At 72.4% G+C, this 17236-nt stretch carries 12 protein-coding genes; 4 read left to right on the forward strand and 8 right to left on the reverse strand.

Annotated elements, in window-relative coordinates:
- Positions 1–125: 125 nt before the first annotated feature.
- Positions 126–515, reverse strand: a complete 390-nt coding sequence (locus SALPAC6_RS0111620; RefSeq protein WP_018253588.1) for a hypothetical protein — start codon at positions 513–515, stop codon at positions 126–128.
- 175 nt (positions 516–690) lie between these two features.
- Between SALPAC6_RS0111620 and SALPAC6_RS0111625 the strand changes: the two genes are divergently transcribed.
- Together SALPAC6_RS0111625 and SALPAC6_RS0111630 are read left to right on the forward strand one after the other, a co-directional pair.
- Positions 691–5388 (forward strand): ATP-dependent helicase, encoded by a 4698-nt coding sequence (locus SALPAC6_RS0111625; RefSeq protein ID WP_018253589.1) that lies wholly within the window; start codon positions 691–693, stop codon positions 5386–5388.
- A 31-nt stretch (positions 5389–5419) separates the two neighbouring features.
- Entirely contained in the window at positions 5420–6205 is a 786-nt protein-coding gene (locus SALPAC6_RS0111630) for an S-adenosyl-L-methionine hydrolase (protein ID WP_018253590.1), read from the forward strand.
- 18 nt (positions 6206–6223) lie between these two features.
- Here SALPAC6_RS0111630 and SALPAC6_RS0111635 read toward each other — a convergent pair whose 3' ends face one another.
- Positions 6224–7003, reverse strand: a complete 780-nt coding sequence (locus tag SALPAC6_RS0111635) for an NAD(P)H-dependent oxidoreductase (RefSeq protein ID WP_018253591.1) — start codon at positions 7001–7003, stop codon at positions 6224–6226.
- Between the two features lie 135 nt (positions 7004–7138).
- On the opposite strand from SALPAC6_RS0111635, the gene SALPAC6_RS0111640 reads away from it, so the two are divergent.
- A complete protein-coding gene (locus SALPAC6_RS0111640) occupies positions 7139–7999 on the forward strand; it encodes a helix-turn-helix transcriptional regulator (RefSeq protein ID WP_018253592.1) in 861 nt (286 codons plus the stop codon).
- Between the two features lie 5 nt (positions 8000–8004).
- Positions 8005–11832 (forward strand): hypothetical protein, encoded by a 3828-nt coding sequence (locus tag SALPAC6_RS0111645; protein ID WP_188115229.1) that lies wholly within the window; start codon positions 8005–8007, stop codon positions 11830–11832.
- 164 nt (positions 11833–11996) lie between these two features.
- Here the strand turns inward: SALPAC6_RS0111645 and pspM are convergent, their stop codons facing one another.
- The 6 genes from pspM to rimO form a co-directional block, all read right to left on the reverse strand.
- A complete protein-coding gene (gene pspM, locus SALPAC6_RS0111650; protein ID WP_018253594.1) occupies positions 11997–12776 on the reverse strand; it encodes a phage shock envelope stress response protein PspM in 780 nt (259 codons plus the stop codon).
- Positions 12777–12798: 22 nt separating this feature from the next.
- Complete coding sequence (locus SALPAC6_RS0111655; RefSeq protein ID WP_018253595.1) at positions 12799–13674, reverse strand: PspA/IM30 family protein; 876 nt, start codon at positions 13672–13674, stop codon at positions 12799–12801.
- A gap of 138 nt (positions 13675–13812) precedes the next feature.
- Entirely contained in the window at positions 13813–14265 is a 453-nt protein-coding gene (locus SALPAC6_RS0111660; protein WP_018253596.1) for a helix-turn-helix domain-containing protein, read from the reverse strand.
- Positions 14266–14466: 201 nt separating this feature from the next.
- A complete protein-coding gene (locus SALPAC6_RS0111665; RefSeq protein ID WP_018253597.1) occupies positions 14467–14994 on the reverse strand; it encodes a CinA family protein in 528 nt (175 codons plus the stop codon).
- Positions 14995–15020: 26 nt separating this feature from the next.
- Positions 15021–15611: a CDP-diacylglycerol--glycerol-3-phosphate 3-phosphatidyltransferase gene (pgsA, locus tag SALPAC6_RS0111670; RefSeq protein ID WP_018253598.1), complete on the reverse strand. Its 591-nt coding sequence runs from the start codon at positions 15609–15611 to the stop codon at positions 15021–15023.
- 65 nt (positions 15612–15676) lie between these two features.
- Positions 15677–17200 carry a 30S ribosomal protein S12 methylthiotransferase RimO gene (rimO, locus tag SALPAC6_RS0111675; RefSeq protein WP_018253599.1) on the reverse strand — a complete coding sequence of 508 codons (1524 nt, stop codon included), beginning with the start codon at positions 17198–17200 and terminating at the stop codon, positions 15677–15679.
- Between the last annotated feature and the right edge of the window lie 36 nt (positions 17201–17236).

The following is a 17236-nucleotide window of genomic DNA, read 5'->3' on the forward strand; positions in this document are numbered from 1 at the left end:
GGCACGACCGCACATCCGGGACTACATTGACAGCTTTCGCTATCTCAGCGTGCCCTGACACTCCCCGTACGGCAAGACGTGAACCGACCCTGAAGGCAACCAGCGCGGTGGTGGCCTCGGGGCAGTCAGCGCGGCGGACTCCCGGGAGGACGATCCCAACGAGCCTCGACCAGCAGGTCAGGGCGCCCGAGGTCGAGCACGACGCGGTTGACGACCCGCTGGGCGGCGGTCAGCGAGCGCACCGAGAGCAACCGACCCTGGCTCTCCCGCCGCAGGACGAAGTAATGCACGGCCGCGCGGACTCGACCCCGGTCCGCGGCGCTGGCCCAGGCGGTGGAGGCAACCAACTCCCGCAACACGGTGGCGAGTCGCTCCGCAAGCTCCAGCTCCGGGCCAGTCAGGCCGGTGCGGACAGCGGCGAGGTGGCCGTCGACCTTTCGGATGAGCACATCGGTGCCGGCCCGGACCGCCCGCCTGCTCACCGTCGGCACCGTGGGCGTCTTCTCGACCGTCATCCGCCCCTCCACCTCGCGCCGCATCCCGAGTGAAGTTACTTTATGTTGTGGGTCACAATCAAGCCGTTAAGTAAGACTTAAGCCGTCCATCGTTACATCCGACGCTTTTACCCTTCAGCCGGGACAGAACACGGCGCATCAGGTACCTGTCGGACGGTGGGGGCACGATGGGGGTGTGGAGAAGGAAACCGGCGGCAGCTCGGCGAGGGGCCCGGCCAGCGGCGCCGCCAGCAACGCGGCAACCGACGCGGCCGACGGCGGGGCGCTCGACGCGTTCGGCCCGGCCACCCGGGAATGGTTCGCCGCGGCGTTCGCCGCGCCAACCACCGCCCAGGCGGGGGCCTGGCGCTCCATCGGCGCCGGCCGTAACGCACTGGTCGTGGCCCCCACCGGCTCCGGCAAGACCCTGGCCGCGTTCCTCTGGTCACTGGACCGACTGGCCCGCGAACCCGCCCCGGCGCAGGCCCGACAGCGCTGCCGGGTGCTCTACGTCAGCCCACTCAAGGCGCTCGCGGTCGATGTCGAACGGAACCTGCGTACCCCGCTCACCGGCATCCGGCAGGCCTCCGCCCGGCTGGGTCTGACCCCGCCCGAGATCACCGTCGGCATGCGCACCGGCGACACCCCCGCCGACGAGCGCCGCGCCTTCGCCCGAACCCCGCCGGACGTCCTCATCACCACTCCGGAGTCGCTGTTTCTCCTGCTCACCTCCGCCGCCCGCGACTCGCTCCGGGGCGTGCAGACGGTCATCGTCGACGAGGTGCACGCGGTGGCCGGCACCAAGCGCGGAGCCCATCTCGCGCTGTCGCTGGAGCGGCTCGACGCGCTGCTGCCCACCGCGGCCCAGCGCATCGGCCTCTCCGCCACCGTCCGGCCGGTTGACGCCTGCGCCCGCTTCCTCGGCGGAGCCCGACCAGTTGACGTGGTCGCCCCGCCCACCGCCAAGACCATCGACATCGGCGTCCACGTCCCGGTCGCCGACATGACCTTCCTCGACGAGCCGGAGCAGCCCGGGCCCGACCTGGACGGCCCCCGCCGCGCGTCGATCTGGCCGGCGGTGGAGGAGCGGGTCTACACCCTCGTCCGCGCGCACCGCTCCACCATCGTCTTCACCAACTCCCGCCGCTCCGCCGAGCGGCTCTGCGCCCGGCTCAACGAACTGGCCGCCGAGGAGTCCGCCGGCGACGCCCCGGGCGTCGAGGCGCAGGGCACCCGCGCACCGGGCACCGCACTGCCCGGGACCGCGACACCAGACACCGCACCGCCGGGCGGGCCGGGGCACGCCACCCGACCGCCCGCCCAGCTCATGGCACAGGCCGGGTCGGGGGCCGGAGCACCGCCGGTGCTCGCCCGCGCCCACCACGGCAGCGTCTCCCGAAGCGAACGCGAACACATCGAGGAGTCTCTCAAGTCCGGGCAGCTCCCGGCGGTGGTCGCCACCTCCAGCCTGGAACTGGGCATCGACATGGGTGCGGTCGATCTGGTCGTGCAGATCGAGGCCCCGCCGAGCGTGGCCGCCGGGCTCCAGCGAGTCGGCCGCGCCGGGCACCAGGTCGGCGCCGTCTCCCGGGGTGTGGTCTTCCCCAAACACCGAGGAGACCTGCTCGCCTGTGCGGTGGTGGCCGAACGGATGGCCGACGGCGCGATCGAGGAGCTGCACCACCCACGCAACCCCCTCGACGTGCTGGCCCAGCACATCGTGGCGATGGTGTCACTCGAGCCGTGGCGGGTCAGCGACCTGGCCGACCTGGTCCGCCGTTCCGCGCCCTTCGCGGAACTGCCCGACTCGGCGCTGCACGCGGTGCTCGACATGCTCTCCGGCCGCTACCCGTCGACCGCCTTCGCCGAGCTGCGGCCCCGCCTGGTCTGGGACCGCGCCACCGACCTGCTGACCGGCCGGCCCGGCGCCCAGCGGCTCGCGGTGACCAGCGGCGGCACCATCCCCGACCGGGGTCTGTTCGGTGTCTTCCTGGCCGGGGCGGAGCGGGCCGCGCGCGTCGGCGAACTGGACGAGGAGATGGTCTACGAGTCGCGGGTCGGCGATGTCTTCCTCCTCGGCTCATCGTCCTGGCGGATCGACGACATCACCCCAGACCGGGTGCTGGTAACCCCCGCCCCGGGCCAGGCGGCCAAGATGCCCTTCTGGAAGGGCGACCAGCCGGGCCGCCCGGTGGAGCTGGGCCGGGCCATCGGTGCCCGCCTCCGCACCCTGCTGCGGACCGACGACGACACCGCCGTGGCCGCGCTGCGCGCCGGTGGCCTCGACGAATGGGCAGCCGGAAACCTGCTGGCGTACCTGCGCGAGCAGCAGGCGGCCACCCGTACCCTGCCGGACGACCGGACCGTGGTGGTCGAGCGCTTCCGCGACGAGCTGGGTGACTGGCGGCTCGCCGTACACAGCGTCCTCGGCGCCCAGGTCAACGCCGCGTGGGCGCTGGCCATCGGCCGCCGGCTCACCGAGCGATACGGGGTGGACGCACAGGTGCTCCCCGCCGACGACGGGATCGTCGTTCGCCTACCCGACACCGCCGCGGAGCCGCCGGGCGCGGACGCGGTCGTCTTCGAGCCCGACGAGATCACCCAACTGGTCGAGGAGTCGGTGGGCACGTCGGCGTTGTTCGCCGCCCGGTTCCGCGAGTGCGCCGCCCGCTCGCTGCTACTGCCCCGCCGCGATCCGCGCCGCCGGCAGCCGCTCTGGCAGCAACGGCAGCGCGCCGCGCAACTCCTCGACGTCGCCCGGGAGTACGCGGACTTCCCGGTCACGCTGGAAGCGGCTCGGGAATGTCTCCAGGACGTCTTCGACCAGCCCGCGCTCGCCGCGCTGATGCGCGACCTGGCCGCCCGCACCATACGTCTGGTCGAGGTGGAGACGGCGCAGCCGTCGCCGTTCGCGCGGTCGCTGCTCTTCGGCTACGTCGGGACGTTCCTCTACGAGGGTGACGCTCCCCTCGCCGAGCGGCGTGCCGCCGCCCTCACCCTGGATTCGGCCCTGCTCGGCGAGTTGCTCGGCCGGGTCGACCTGCGGGAGCTACTCGACCCGGCGGTGCTCGCCGAGACCGAACGCCAGCTACGCTGGCGCACCGAGCAGCGCCGCCCCCGCGACGCCGAGGACGTGGTCGAGCTGCTGCGGGTGGTCGGCGACCTCAGCACCACCGAGCTGGCCGAGCGCGGGGCGCCGGCGCAGTGGTTGACCGAGCTGGTGGCCGCCCGCCGGGTGCTGCGGGTCCGCATCGCCGGCGAGGAGCGCTGGGTGGGGGTCGAGGACGCCGCCCGGCTGCGGGACGCGCTGGGTGTGGCGCTGCCCGGCGGCGTTGCCGAGGCGTACCTGGCCCCGGTGGCCGACCCGCTCGGTGACCTCATCGCCCGCTATGCCCGCACGCACGGGCCATTCACCGCCGCCACCTGCGCCGCCCGATTCGGGCTCGGGGTGGCGGTGGTCGAAGGGGCGCTGCGCCGGCTCGCCGCCGCCGGCCGGGTGCTCGCCGGTGAGTTCGCCCCCGACACAGTCGGCGTCCAGTGGTGCGACGCCGAGGTACTGCGCATGCTGCGCCGCCGCTCCCTCGCGGCGCTGCGCCGGGAGATCGAGCCGGTGCCACCGCGGGCGCTGGCCACCTTCCTGCCCCGCTGGCAACAGGTCGGTACGGCGGGACGGGGGGTGCCGGCGCTAGCCGCGGCCCTGGAGCAGGTACAGGGTCTGGCCCTGCCCGGGTCCGCCCTGGAGCGGCTGGTGCTGCCGGCCCGGATCGCCGACTACTCCCCCGCCCAGCTCGACGAGCTGTGTACCAGTGGCGAGGTGGTGTGGGCCGGTTCCGGGGCGATATCCGGCGGGGACGGCTGGGTCGTGCTCGCGTACGCGGACACGGCCCCGCTGCTGCTTCCCCCGCCGGATGCGGCCCTGGCCCGAACCCCGCTGCACGACGCGGTGCTCGACGCCCTCGACGATGGACAGGCGCTGTTCTTCCGTGCCCTCTCCGACCGGTTGGGCTCCACCGACGACGCCGCACTCGCCGCCGTCGTCTGGGAGCTGGTGTGGGCCGGTCACCTGACCAACGACACGCTCGCCCCGTTGCGGGCCCTGCTGGCCGGTCGCGGGGCGCACCGGTCCCGGCCGGCCGCACCCCGTACCCGCTACCGGCGACCCGGCCGCGTCGCCCTGCCGTCACGCAGCGGCCCACCCACCGTCGCCGGCCGCTGGTCGCGCCTGCCCGAGCGGGACACCGACCCGACCCGCCGAGCCGCGGCCCTCGCCGACGTACTGCTGGAGCGACACGGCGTGGTGACCCGGGGAGCGGTCGCGGCGGAGCAGGTGCCCGGCGGGTTCGCCGCCGTCTACCCGGTGCTGTCCGCGCTGGAGGAGCGAGGCGCCACCCGTCGCGGCTACTTCGTGGAAGGGCTGGGGGCCGCGCAGTTCGCCGTACCCGGGGCGGTCGACCGACTGCGCGCGCTGGCCGACCCGGCCGACGGTGGGCGGATCCGCGCCGGCCTGGCCCTGGTCCTCGCCGCGACCGACCCCGCCAACCCGTACGGCGCGGCGCTGCCCTGGCCGGAGCGGGTGGTCGACTCCGGGGACGGCGGTGCCGCCCCGACCGGGCACCGGGCCGGCCGCAAGGCCGGCGCCCTGGTGGTGCTGGTCTCCGGCGATCTGGTCCTCTACGTCGAGCGGGGCGGTCGGACACTGCTCTCCTTCACCGACGACAACGACGTGCTGGCGACCGCCGGTCAGGCGCTCGCCGACGCCGTACAGGGAGGAGCCCTCGGGACGATCTCCGTCGAACGGGCGGACGGCGAGGCGGTGCGCTCGTCACCGCTGCGCGACGCGTTGACGGCCGCCGGGTTCCGGGCCACCCCCCGCGGGCTCCGGCTGCGGGGATGATCGGTCAACCGACCCAGCTAGCCTTCCCTCCATGCCGCCGACCCCCTGGATCTCCTTCACCACCGACTACGGCCTCACTGATGGTTTCGTGGCCGCCTGCCATGGAGTCCTTGCCCGGCTGGCGCCCGCCGCCCGGGTGATTGACGTGACCCACCTGGTCCCGCCCTGCGACGTGCGGCGGGGCGCCGCGGTGCTGGCGCAGACCGTGCCGTACCTGCCAGCCGCCGTCCACCTCGCCGTGGTTGACCCTGGCGTGGGCACGGCTCGTCGGGCGGTTGCCCTCGCCGCCGGGGAGGGTCTGCTGGTCGGCCCGGACAACGGGCTGCTGCTGGACGCGGCCGCGGCGCTCGGCGGGGTCCGCGCGGCGGTGGAGCTGACGAACCGGGACTGGCTCGGAGCGCAGCAGTCCGCCACCTTCCACGGTCGGGACATCTTCGCGCCGGTCGCGGCCCGGCTGGCACTCGGTGCGCCGCTCGCCGACGCCGGCCCGGCCATCGAGCCCAGCACCCTGATCCAGTTGCCGGTGCCGCTGGTCCAGCGGGAGGCCGACGGGTTCACCGCCGAGATACTGACCGTGGACCACTTTGGCAACGTGCAGCTCGCGGCATCGGGGGACCTGCTGGAACCACTGCCCCGGTCGCTCCGGGTCCAGCGTCAACCGGCGGTACGGGTCCACACCTTCGGTGACGTGGCGCCGGGCGAGCTCCTGGTGCACGTCGACTCGGCTGGCCACGTCGCGGTCGCGGTCAACGGTGGACGGGCCGCCGACCTGCTCGGGGTAGCGCCGGGCGATCGGCTACGCCTCACCGCCGGTTGACGCCGGGCGCGACCGAGGTCAGTGCCGCAGGTGCAGCCCAAAGCCGGTACGGCCGGCGGGCTCCACCCCTTCCCTCAGCCGTAACGAGGGGATCTCGTAGTCGCCGGAGTTCTGCTGTCGGAACGGGATCGGCTCAGTCGAATCCAGGGTGAGCAGGCGTTGCTTCCAGGCTTTGGCGACGTCCGAATAGTCTTCGCTGGTCAACCGGTCGGCGCCGTAGAGCACGAACGGCGGCAGGACCTCGATACCTGGGTGGTAGAGGATGCCGTGCTGGATCGGAAACAGGAGGTCATCGATCGGGCCGTTGATCCCACGAGCGCAGTAGTGCGACTCCGATCCACCGACGGTCACCGACAGCAGCGCCTTCCTGCCGGCAAGGGTGCCTTCGCCGAAACGGTCACCAAACCTGGTGTCACTGTACTCACCGACGCCGTACGCGAAGTGGCAGCTGAACACCCGGTCCACCCAGCCCTTGAGGATCGCGGGCATGGTGTACCACCACAGCGGGAACTGAAAAATGATCACGTCAGCCCACCGCAGCTTGTCCTGCTCGATGAGGACATCCGGGGTGAGTGTCCCGGCGTCGAAGGCCCGGCCTGAGTCCCGGGCGACCCGGAGCGGATTGGCGGCCTCGGGGCCATAGTCCGTGGCGTCCACAACCGCCTTCCACCTCATCGCGTACAGGTCGCTGACCCGCACCTCGTGCCCGGCGGTCCGCAGGGTGGAGATGGCGAGGTCCTTCAGCGAGCCGTTGAGCGACTTCGGCTCCGGGTGGGCGTACACAATCAGCGCGTTCATGGGGCTCCTTCGGATCATGGGTCTCAATCCTGGGCCCCGCGGCACCCCAACATTCAGGGGCAACGCTTCCTCGGACTGGATATCCTGGTAACGGCAGGACCACCCATCCGGCACCAAGCCAGTGATACTGGGAGGATGGACAATCTCGCGGGCTTCCTGCGGACCCGGCGTTCTCGGGTCGACCCGGCGGCTTTCGGCATCCCCACCGACCGGCATCGCCGGGTCCAGGGGCTACGCCGCGAGGAGGTCGCGCATCTGTCCGGAGTCAGCGTCGACTACTACGTACGTTTGGAGCAGGGCCGCGCGACCCAGCCCTCCGACCAGGTCCTCGACGCACTCGCTCGCGTCCTCGGTCTCGACGAGACCGAACGCGGGCACCTGCACCGACTCGCCCGGCAACGCCGGCACCGTGCGCGGATGCCGGGTGGGCGGGTCCGGCCGGAGTTGCTCCGCGTCGTCGACCTGATGGCCGATACACCCGTACTGATCATGAATCATCGTCTGGACGTGCTCGCCGGCAACCGCCTCGCCCGGCTCCTCTACGGCCTGCCGATGCCGGGCTCGAACACCGCCCGGCACGTCTTCCTTGAGGAGCGGGAACGCGGCCTGTACGCCGACTGGGAGGCGTGCACCCTCATCGTGGTCGGGCACCTGCGCCTGGCTGCCGGCAAGTACCCCGAGGAACCCCGTCTCACCTCGCTCATCGGCGAACTGGCGATGAGTAGCGAACGCTTCCGCGGCCTCTGGGCACGTGCAGACGTACGCGCCCGCCCCCACGGGCGGCGGTCCTACCGGCACCCGCTGGTCGGGCTGCTGGAATTGCACCAGGAAAGCCTCGCGCCACCGGACGACTCCGGTGTGGAACTGCTGGTGCTGTCCGCCACTCCCGGCAGCCCCAGCGAGGATGGGCTACGTCTCCTCGCTGGCCTGGACAGGGACGACGCGGCGGGCTGTCCTAGAAAGGGACGATTGGGTACTTCCCAACCCATCCCTTAGGTCCCATGCTGCAGATACGTGCTCACACACCGTCTGTTCTGCGCGTGCACCGCCACGCCGAGGTGGTCGGTACCGCGCCCGACGCCGGGAGAGCCATGGACCTGTTCCGCAGACTCCGGATCCCCTGGGCCGAGCGACCCGCTAGCGACCCACCGCAGGCCACCACCAACGGCTCCAGCCCGAACCAAGACAGCACCGACGACTCCACACCGCTGGTACCGGCGGCTCGGAGCGCAGACGGCACGGTGACGACACCGCCAAGATCCGCGACACCGGCATCGGCAACACCACGCCCGGCAGCATCAGGGCCAGCAGCATCAGGGCCGGCACCAGCGACACTGGACCCGGCGGCCCTGCCCCGCTACTTCGGCCCGGTGCCGAACCACGCCCACAGTCCGCTGCCGATTCTGGATGACGATGGCGACGTGGTGCCCGGCACCGGCATCCGCAAGTTCGTCGACCCGCTGCCCACGCTCGGACCAGCCAACGACCCCGGCCGCTTGCCGGTGGCCGTACCCGACACGATCACCTATCCGGGCTGCGACTATTACGAAATCGGTCTACAGGAATACGCACAACGGCTGCACCGGGACCTTCCGGCTACCCGGCTGCGGGGATACCGGCAGCTGAACCTTGGTACCGACTCGACCGGACACAACACTGTGGCCCCACCGGATTGCCCGGTCCACCTCGGCCCGGTGATTCTCGCGCGGCGCAGCCGACCAGTACGGGTCAAGTTCATCAACCAGCTCCCGACCGGTCGAGCCGGGGAACTGTTCCTCCCGGTTGACCCGACCATCGACGGCGCCGGTCACGGGCCACTCCGCGGGCCGGCACCGTACCCGCAGAATCGGGCGGTGCTGCACCTCGCCGGCGCGCAGACCGGTTGGATCAGCGCCGGAAACCCATGGCACTGGGTCACACCCGCTGCAGAGATAACCCCATACCCGACCGGTCCCGGGCTGGCCCCCGTGCCGGACATGCCGCTGCCCGGCAAGGGTGCCACCACGTTGTACTACCCGAACGAGCAGAGCGGTCGGCTGCTCGCGTTCCACGACAACACCGTCGGGCTGGCCCGGCTCACCAGCTACTCCGGACAAATAGGTATCTACCTCATCACCGAACCGGCCGAGGACGACCTGGTAGCCGACGGGGTACTGCCCGCCGACCAGATCCCGCTGGTCTTCGAGGACAAGACCTTCGTGCCCGACGACAGCCAGCTGGCCGCTACCGACCCAACCTGGGACCGCGACCGGTGGGGCGCGCGGGGCAGCCTCTGGCACCCACACATCTACCAACCCCGGCAGAACCCCTACCGCGACGACGGCATCAACCCGACCGGGCGCTGGGACTACGGGCCGTGGACACGAGCCGCCGAGGGGCTCGGGCCGGACAGCCCCGCCAGACCCCACAGCGCCGGGCCGAGGCCGGTCCCGAACCCACACCACGACCCGATCGGCGATGACGCGGATGAGCCGCCGATGACACCCGGCGTACCCCACCCATCGGCGGTGCCAGCCGCGTACGGCGACACGGTCCTGATCAACGGCGTGGCGTACCCCTGGTTGACGGTCGAACCACGCACCTACCGGTTCCGCGTCCTCAACGCGTGCCTGGACCGCAGCCTGAACCTCCAGCTCTACCAGCCGCGCTCCGCCGGCCCGATGTGGGACAACGATGGCGGACTGGCTGACCCGGACGCCGGCGAGGTTCCGATGGTGGCGGCGATTCCGGTGCCCGGCCGACCCAGCCGGTGGCCGACAGACGGGCGGGAAGGCGGGGTGCCGGATCCCCTCGCCGCCGGTCCCGACCTGGTGCAGATCGGCAACGACGGGGGCCTCCTACCGGCCCCCGCGGTGCTCCCCAACCAGCCCGTGACCTACCGATACGACCGGCGCGACCCCACCGTCCTCAACGTTGACCGGCACACGTTGCTACTCGCCCCCGGGGAGCAGGCCGATGTGCTGGTGGATTTCGCCACCGTCGCCCCCGGCAGCACCGTGCTCCTCTACAACGACGCCCCGGCCCCGCTCCCTGACGCCGACCCCCGCTACGACCACCACACCGAAGCCGCGGACCACACCGCCGCGGGCGGGACCCCACCGAGCCGTCCCGGGTACGGGCCGAACACCCGTACCCTGCTGCAGTTCCGGGTGACCGGCGTTCCGGCACCCCGCTACGACCTGGCCCGACTCCAGGAGCGGCTCCCTCGGGCGTACGCGGCCAGCCAGCGCCCCCCGATCGTGCCGCAGCCCGCCTACGACACCGCCTTCGGCACCCACACTGCTCGGGAGACCACCGTCCCGGTCCATGCCACCACGGTCGCATTCACCCCAGCCGGCGACGTGTCCCCGGTCCTGCTACCGCTCGCGGTGAAGATCATCGAGCAGGTCTTCGAGCCAACGTACGGCCGACTCGCCGGCCGCCTCGGTGCCGGCCCGCCGCCCGGAGGGCCACCCACGCCGGCCGTGGTGTCACTCGGCCCGACCGACCCGGCCACCGAGGTGGTGCCGGTCGTCGACCCGGCGGTACCGGGAGGCTCAGCCAGCGACGGCGTACAGTTCTGGCGGCTGCGCGGCGCCAACCGGCAGACCCAGCCGATCCGCCTCGACGGTGTCGACCTGCAACTGGTCAACCGAGCCGGGTGGGACGGCACGCTCCGCCCACCGGCACCGAACGAGATGGGCTGGAAGCAGGTGGTCCGGGTCAACCCACATGAGGATCTGGTGGTCGCGCTGCGCCCGGTCGCGCCGCCCCTCCCGTTCAAGATCGCGGACAGCGTACGGGCGGTGGAGCCGGGCTGGCCGGGCGGCGTCCACCTCGGCGGGGCACCGCGCGACGGCCGGGCTGTGCCGGTGACCCACCAGCCGGTCAACCTGGGCTGGGAGTACCGCTGGCACAGCCAACTCGCCGGCTATCGCGACCAGGGCCTGAGCCGACCGCTGGTGCTGCGGGTCGCGCCGCAGGCCCCGACCGGACTGTCCGCGACCCCGGGACCCGGATCGGCCACCGCGCTGCCGGCGATCCTGCTCGCCTGGACAGGCAACGGCAATCGGCCCGCCGCCACCAGCCACCAACTCCAACGCGCCATTGACCCGACATTCACCGCGGAGGTCGCCACGATCACGGTGGCCGCCAGCGCCACCCATTACACCGACGCGACCATCACCCCCGGGGTGACCTACCACTACCGCATCCGGGCGGAGAACGCCGTCAGCTGCTCGGCCTGGTCGAACTGCGCGCCCGCCTCGGTGTGGCTCACCGCCCCCACCAGCCTGGCCGCGGCGGTGCCACCGGCGGCACCGCTACGGGTGGGGCTGCGCTGGCGCAACCACTCCTTCGCCACCGGTGTTGATGTGCAGCGCGCCACCAACCCGACCTTCACCAGCGGGCCCAGCACCACGGCCATCAGTGTTGGGGACACCCATCTGGACACCGCCGTTGCACCGGACACCCGTTACTACTATCGGGTGCGCACCACCTACCTGGGCGCGGCCTCACCGTGGTCCACAGTGGCTCAGGTAACCACACCACCCCGGCCGGGCGTACCGGACTCGGTGACCGTCACCACCGCCACGTCCGCACCGGACACCGCGACGGTCATCTTCGGCTGGGCGGCGAGCTCACCCGCCGGTTCCGGCGCCGGGTTCACCGTGCAGCGGGCCACGGACCCGGCATTCACCCAAGAGGTAGCCACCTTCACCGTGAACGGACGGGGGTTCACCAACACCGGCCTGGCTCGCCGCACCACCTACCACTATCGGATCCGCGCGTTCAACGTCGTCGGCATGTCCCCCTTCACCGCCCCGATCGCCGTGACGACGCCGGGCTGAACGGCCTGGGTTCGCACCGTCAACGACCCTGTCGTCGAGGCCGGCCGCGGCGGGCGGGGCCGCAGGGGGCCGCGAGTGCGTACGCCCCCGGGCGGTCGTGCTCCTCGGTGTCAGCGCCATGCCGCACGGCGTCGGAAGCCCACTGCTGCGCCGGCCCGGTTGGCTCAGGAGGTACGGAAGGTGGGGTCGGTGGCGCGCAGCTCCGCCAACGCCGAAGCCACCCCGTGCAGCAGGTCCGTCGCCTCGGTGAGCCGGGCCACCGCCGGTTCTGGGACATCGGACCGCACGTTCTCGGCCACGTAACCAGCGGCGGCTGCCACCAGCCGCTCGTACGCCGCGACGCCGCTGTGCAGTTGGCCGGCGAGGGCCGTCCAGGCCTGCTCAAGCGAGGGCCGGGTCTCGGGTGGCGCGAACCGAATGGCCCGTTCGACCTCCGCGACCCGGAGGGCGAGGTCCCGGAGGGAGCGGTCGGCCGCGGTGGCCTCGGCGACCGCGGGCGCCGCCAGCCCGGTCAGCCGGCCCCGCAGGCCGGCGAAGGTCGACCCGGCCCGATCCAGCCGGCCCCACGGCTCGGCGGCGCTGGTGCCGCGTAGTGCGACCCGGGACCGCACCCGGCGGGCCTCCCCGAGGATGCCGGAGCCGGCGGGAAGGCGCTCCACCGCCGCGACCAGCCGGGCCCGCGAATGGGCCGCCGCCTCGGCCGGGTCCAACGCCGGCGGCGCCGGCTGGGCGGCGAGCGCCCGCAGATCGGCCCAGCGCCAGGCGGCGAGCACGATCGCCCCGCCCGCACCGGCGGCCCAGGCCGCGTCAAGCAACCCCAGACCGGCGTACGGCGTCAGCACCGCCGCCGCGCCGCCGAGCCCACCGGCGATGACACTCCATCGGCGGGCAGACCGCCGTCGGCGGCTCAGCCGCCGGAAGTACCGCGTCCGCTCGTCTGCCACGTCGCCTCCCCACCCGCGCCGCTCAGCCGGCGGCGGTGCTGTCCCCGGTGCCGCGTTCGCGGCCCAGAGTGGAGCGAATCTCGTCGAGCCGGGCCGCGGCGGCCGGGTCGGCGACCGGAGCACCCTGCTGCTCGGGCTGGGTGACGGCGGGCCGCTCGGCAGTGCCGCGTAGCTGCTCCCCGGCCATGCCGGCGCGGATCTGATCGAGCCGGGCGGAACCCGCCGCGTCGAGGGCTGCCTGCTGGATGTCGAGCATCTGGCCCTCGACCGAGTTGCCGGCGAGCTCGGCTCGGCCCATCGCGTTGGCGTAGCGCCGCTCGATGCGCTCGCGCACCTCGTCCAGGGTCGGGGTGGTACCCGGGGCGGTGATCGCGGACATCGACTCCAGCGACGCGGCGACGTTCTCCTGCATCTTGGCCTGCTCGAGCTGGCTGAGCAGCTTCGCCCGCTCGGCGAGCTTCTGCTGGAGAATCATCGAATTGTTCTCGACCGCCTTACGTGCCTGCGCCGCCGCGCCGAGCGCCTGGTCGTGCAGGGTCTTGAGGTCTTCGGTGGCCTGCTCGGCGGCGACCAGCTGGGTGGCGAGCGCCTGAGCGGACTGCTCGTAGCGGGTGGCTTCGGCGACGCCGCCCCGAGCGCGGGCCTGGTCGGCCAGGACCAGGGCTTGGCGGGCGTTGCCCTGCAGCCGCTCGACCTCGGACATCTGCCGGGACAGCTTCATCTCCAGCTGCCGCTGGTTGCCGATCACCGCGGCGGCCTGCTGGACGAGTAGCTGGTGTTGCCGCTGAGATTCCTCGATCGCCTGCTGAACCTGCACCTTCGGATCGGCACGCTCGTCGAGTGTGGCGCCAAAGAGCGTCATCAGATATTTCCAACCCTTGACGAACGGGTTCGCCATCTCCGCGGTATCCCCTCACTAGCGACGCGGCCGGCCGCGACCTGGCCGGCCGGGACGACAGTGGCTCCATCGTCGCAGGCGGGTGCCAGCTTGGGCAGCCGCCGACAACGCAGCGGGCCATGATAACCCTACGCGCGCTCAGGCGGCGCAGACCACATCCCGGTCCGTTTTACGAACCCGGGTGTGCAGAGTCGCCTTGAGCGGCGACTCCTGGCGAACCTGCACCGACACCGTGCCGTCGGAGGAGACCTGGCGGACCGACCGGCCGGCGGTCTTGCCGTGGCTGGCGGCCGGGACCGGGGCGGGCTGCTGCCCGGTCGGCTCATCCTGGACCGGCACCAGCACCCCCGGCATCTGCTCGGCGAGCGCCACCGTGTCGCTCACCTCACGCAGCAGCTCGGAGAGGCGGGCACCAAGCGCGTCACAGATGGCGGCCAACAGCTCACTCGACGGCTCCTTGTGCCCACGCTCAATCTCGGACAGATAGCCGAGACTGACATTGGCGGCAGAGGAAACCTCGCGCAGGGTGCGGTGCTGCCCCTGCCGGCGTGCCCGTAGCGCGTCACCGATCAGCCGGCGTAGCAGGACCATCACACCTCCCCAGAAGGAACACTCCGTGCCTCGACGACCCGGGGAGTCCGGGCCCCGACCACCGAAACCATCCCGCAACCGTACCCGGTGTCGGCCTGACCGACATACTGCCCCGCCTGCCCAATCAGACCGCGGCCCGGCAAACCCACCGAACGGCAATGCCATCGACAAAGAGTGCTGACCGTATCACGGTCGGTGTCGCTATGCACCACCGCCGGCAGCGCCGGGCATCTTGGCCACCTGCTCGGCCAGCAGTCGAAGCGCCTGCACCACGGCGGCGGACCGAATGAGATCACGGCCCCCGCCCAACTCCAGTCGCCGGACCACGCAGCCGCTCGGACCAGCCACCGACACGTAGACCAGGCCGACCGGCTTGCCGCCCTGCGGCTCCGGTCCAGCCACCCCGGTGGTGGCCAGCCCCCAGTCGGCGGCGCACCGTCGCTGGCCCCCCAGCGCGAGCGCCACGGCCACGTCCGGGTCAACCGGACCGCGCCCGGCGAGCAACTCCGCCGACACTCCGGCCAGCTGGGACTTCAACTCGGTCGCGTACACCACCAGCCCGCCGCGGTAGACGCTGCTCACCCCGGCGACCTCCACGATCGTGGCGGCGAGCAGGCCGCCGGTGAGCGACTCGACGGTGGCGAGCGTCTCCCGCCGCTTCGCCAGGCCATGCACAACGCTGGCGGCCGGGCCCTCGGCGGGCCGCTCACCGTCCGCTCCCAGCCCCACGGTGGCTCCCCCTTCGCCGGACCTGGTCAGCCCGTTTTCTGTCGGCGCAGGCGCAGCGCCCGCACCACGTAGTCGAGGCCACTGACCACCGTAACCGCCACCGCGGCACCCATGACCCATGGTCCGACCAGGTCCAGGGGCGCCGGCATGGGCCACAGATACCAGATGATCGCGAGGGTCTGCAGGGCAGTCTTGATCTTCCCGCCCCGGCTGGCGGCGATGACGCCGTGCCGGATCACCCAGAACCGCAGCGCGGTGATGCCCAGCTCCCGAAAGAGGATCGTTCCGGTAACCCACCACGGAAGCTGGTCATAGAAGGAGAGCAGCAGCAGCGCGACGCCGGTGAGCGCCTTGTCCGCGATCGGGTCGGCCACCTTCCCCACCGAGGTGACCAGGCCGAAACGGCGAGCGATCCAACCGTCCACCAGGTCGGTGAAGGCAGCCCCGACGAAGATCAGGCAGGCCACGATCCGCCAGCCGACGTGAGTCAACTCGGAGACGACCACCGAGACGGCGAAGACCGGCACCAACACCAGCCGCAGCAACGTCAGCGCGTTGGCGGCGTTGAGCACCGGCACCCGGGGGGCCGCCGGGGACGGCTCCGCCGCTCCGGTCATCGCCGCATCCCGCCGCCGGCCCGGCCCCGCACCAGGTGCGCCGGCCGAACCCCCTGGACCGACCGTCACCGTGCGACGCCAGGAGCCGCGGAGATCATCGCATCCGGTACGGCGATCAAGTCCACACCCTCCGTAGCGGTGACCGTGCACTGCACCAGGTCACCGGGGCGCAGGGCGGTCAGGTCCACCCCGCCCTCGGGGGGCGCGACCAGGGTGGTCGAGCCGTCCACCTCGGGAGCCTGGTGCGCGGCCCGGCCTTCCACCACACCTTCGTCGACCGAGTCGACCAGCACCTGCAGAGTCGAGCCGAGCCGCTGCTCGGCCCGCTGCGCACAGAGCTCGTCGGCGAGCGCGCTGAGCCGGTCGTAGCGGCGCTTGACGGTGGCGGCGGTGACCTTGCCGGGCAGACCGGCGGCCTCGGTGCCGTCCTCGTCGCTGTAGTCGAACACCCCGATCGCGTCCAGCCGCGCCTCCTCCAGGAAGCGGACCAGCTCCGCGACGTCGGCCCGGGTCTCGCCGGGGAACCCGACGATGAAGTTGCTCCGCGCGCCAGCTTCCGGGGCCAGCGCCCGGATGCTGCTCAGCAGCTCCAGGAACCGGTCGGTGGAGCCGAACCGACGCATTCGTCGCAACACCGTCTCGCTGGAGTGTTGGAACGACAGGTCGAAGTACGGGGCGACGCCCGGCGTGGTGGCGATCGCCTCGACCAGTCCGGGACGGGTCTCGGCCGGCTGGAGGTAGCTCGCCCGCACCCGAACGATGCCGTCCACCGCGGCGAGCTGGGGCAGCAGCTTCTCCAGCGCCCGCGGGTCGCCCAGGTCCTTGCCGTAGGAGCTGGAGTTCTCACTGACCAGCACCAGCTCCCGCACGCCGGTCCTGGCCAGCCACTCCGCCTCGGCGAGCAGCGCCTCCGGCGGACGGGAGACGAACGCACCGCGGAAGGCGGGGATGGCGCAGAAGGCACACCGTCGGTCGCAGCCACTGGCCAGCTTGAGCGACGCGACCGGCCCGGTGTCGAGCCGACGGCGCAGCACCGGCCGCAGGTGCGCAGGCGTGTGCTCGTCGACCTCGACCGGAGCGGACCGCCCGCCAGGACCAGCCGCAGCGGCCCGGGTGCCGTGGCCCGGCACCGACACCACCGCCTCCGCCCGCCGGACCGGGGTGAGCGGCAGGAGATCCCGCCGGTCCCGTGGGGTGTGCGCGTCAACCGCGGTTCCGGCGAGCACCGCTCCGAGCCGGTCGGAGATGTCCGGGTAGTCGTCGAAGCTCAGCACCGCCTGGGCCTCGGGCAGGCTCTCCGCGAGTTCCCGCCCGTACCGCTCGGCCATGCACCCCGCCGCCACCACCTTGGCACCGGTTTCGGCGGCGGCCAGTAGCGTCTGGATCGAATCCTGCTTGGCCTTCTCGACGAACCCGCAGGTGTTCACGACCACCACGTCGGCGCCCTCGCCGTCGGTGGTCACCTGCCAGCCGTCGGAGTGCAGCCGGGCAGCCAGCTCCTCGGAGTCGACCTCGTTGCGGGCGCAGCCCAGGGTCAGCAGGGCGACGCGGCGGCCGTCGGCGGGTGCGGGAGGGGTGGCAGACACCACCCGAGGGTACCGGGCGCGGGTTGACCTCCCGGCAAC

It is taken from the genome of Salinispora mooreana, from assembly GCF_000379065.1.
Taxonomy (GTDB): domain Bacteria; phylum Actinomycetota; class Actinomycetes; order Mycobacteriales; family Micromonosporaceae; genus Micromonospora; species Micromonospora mooreana.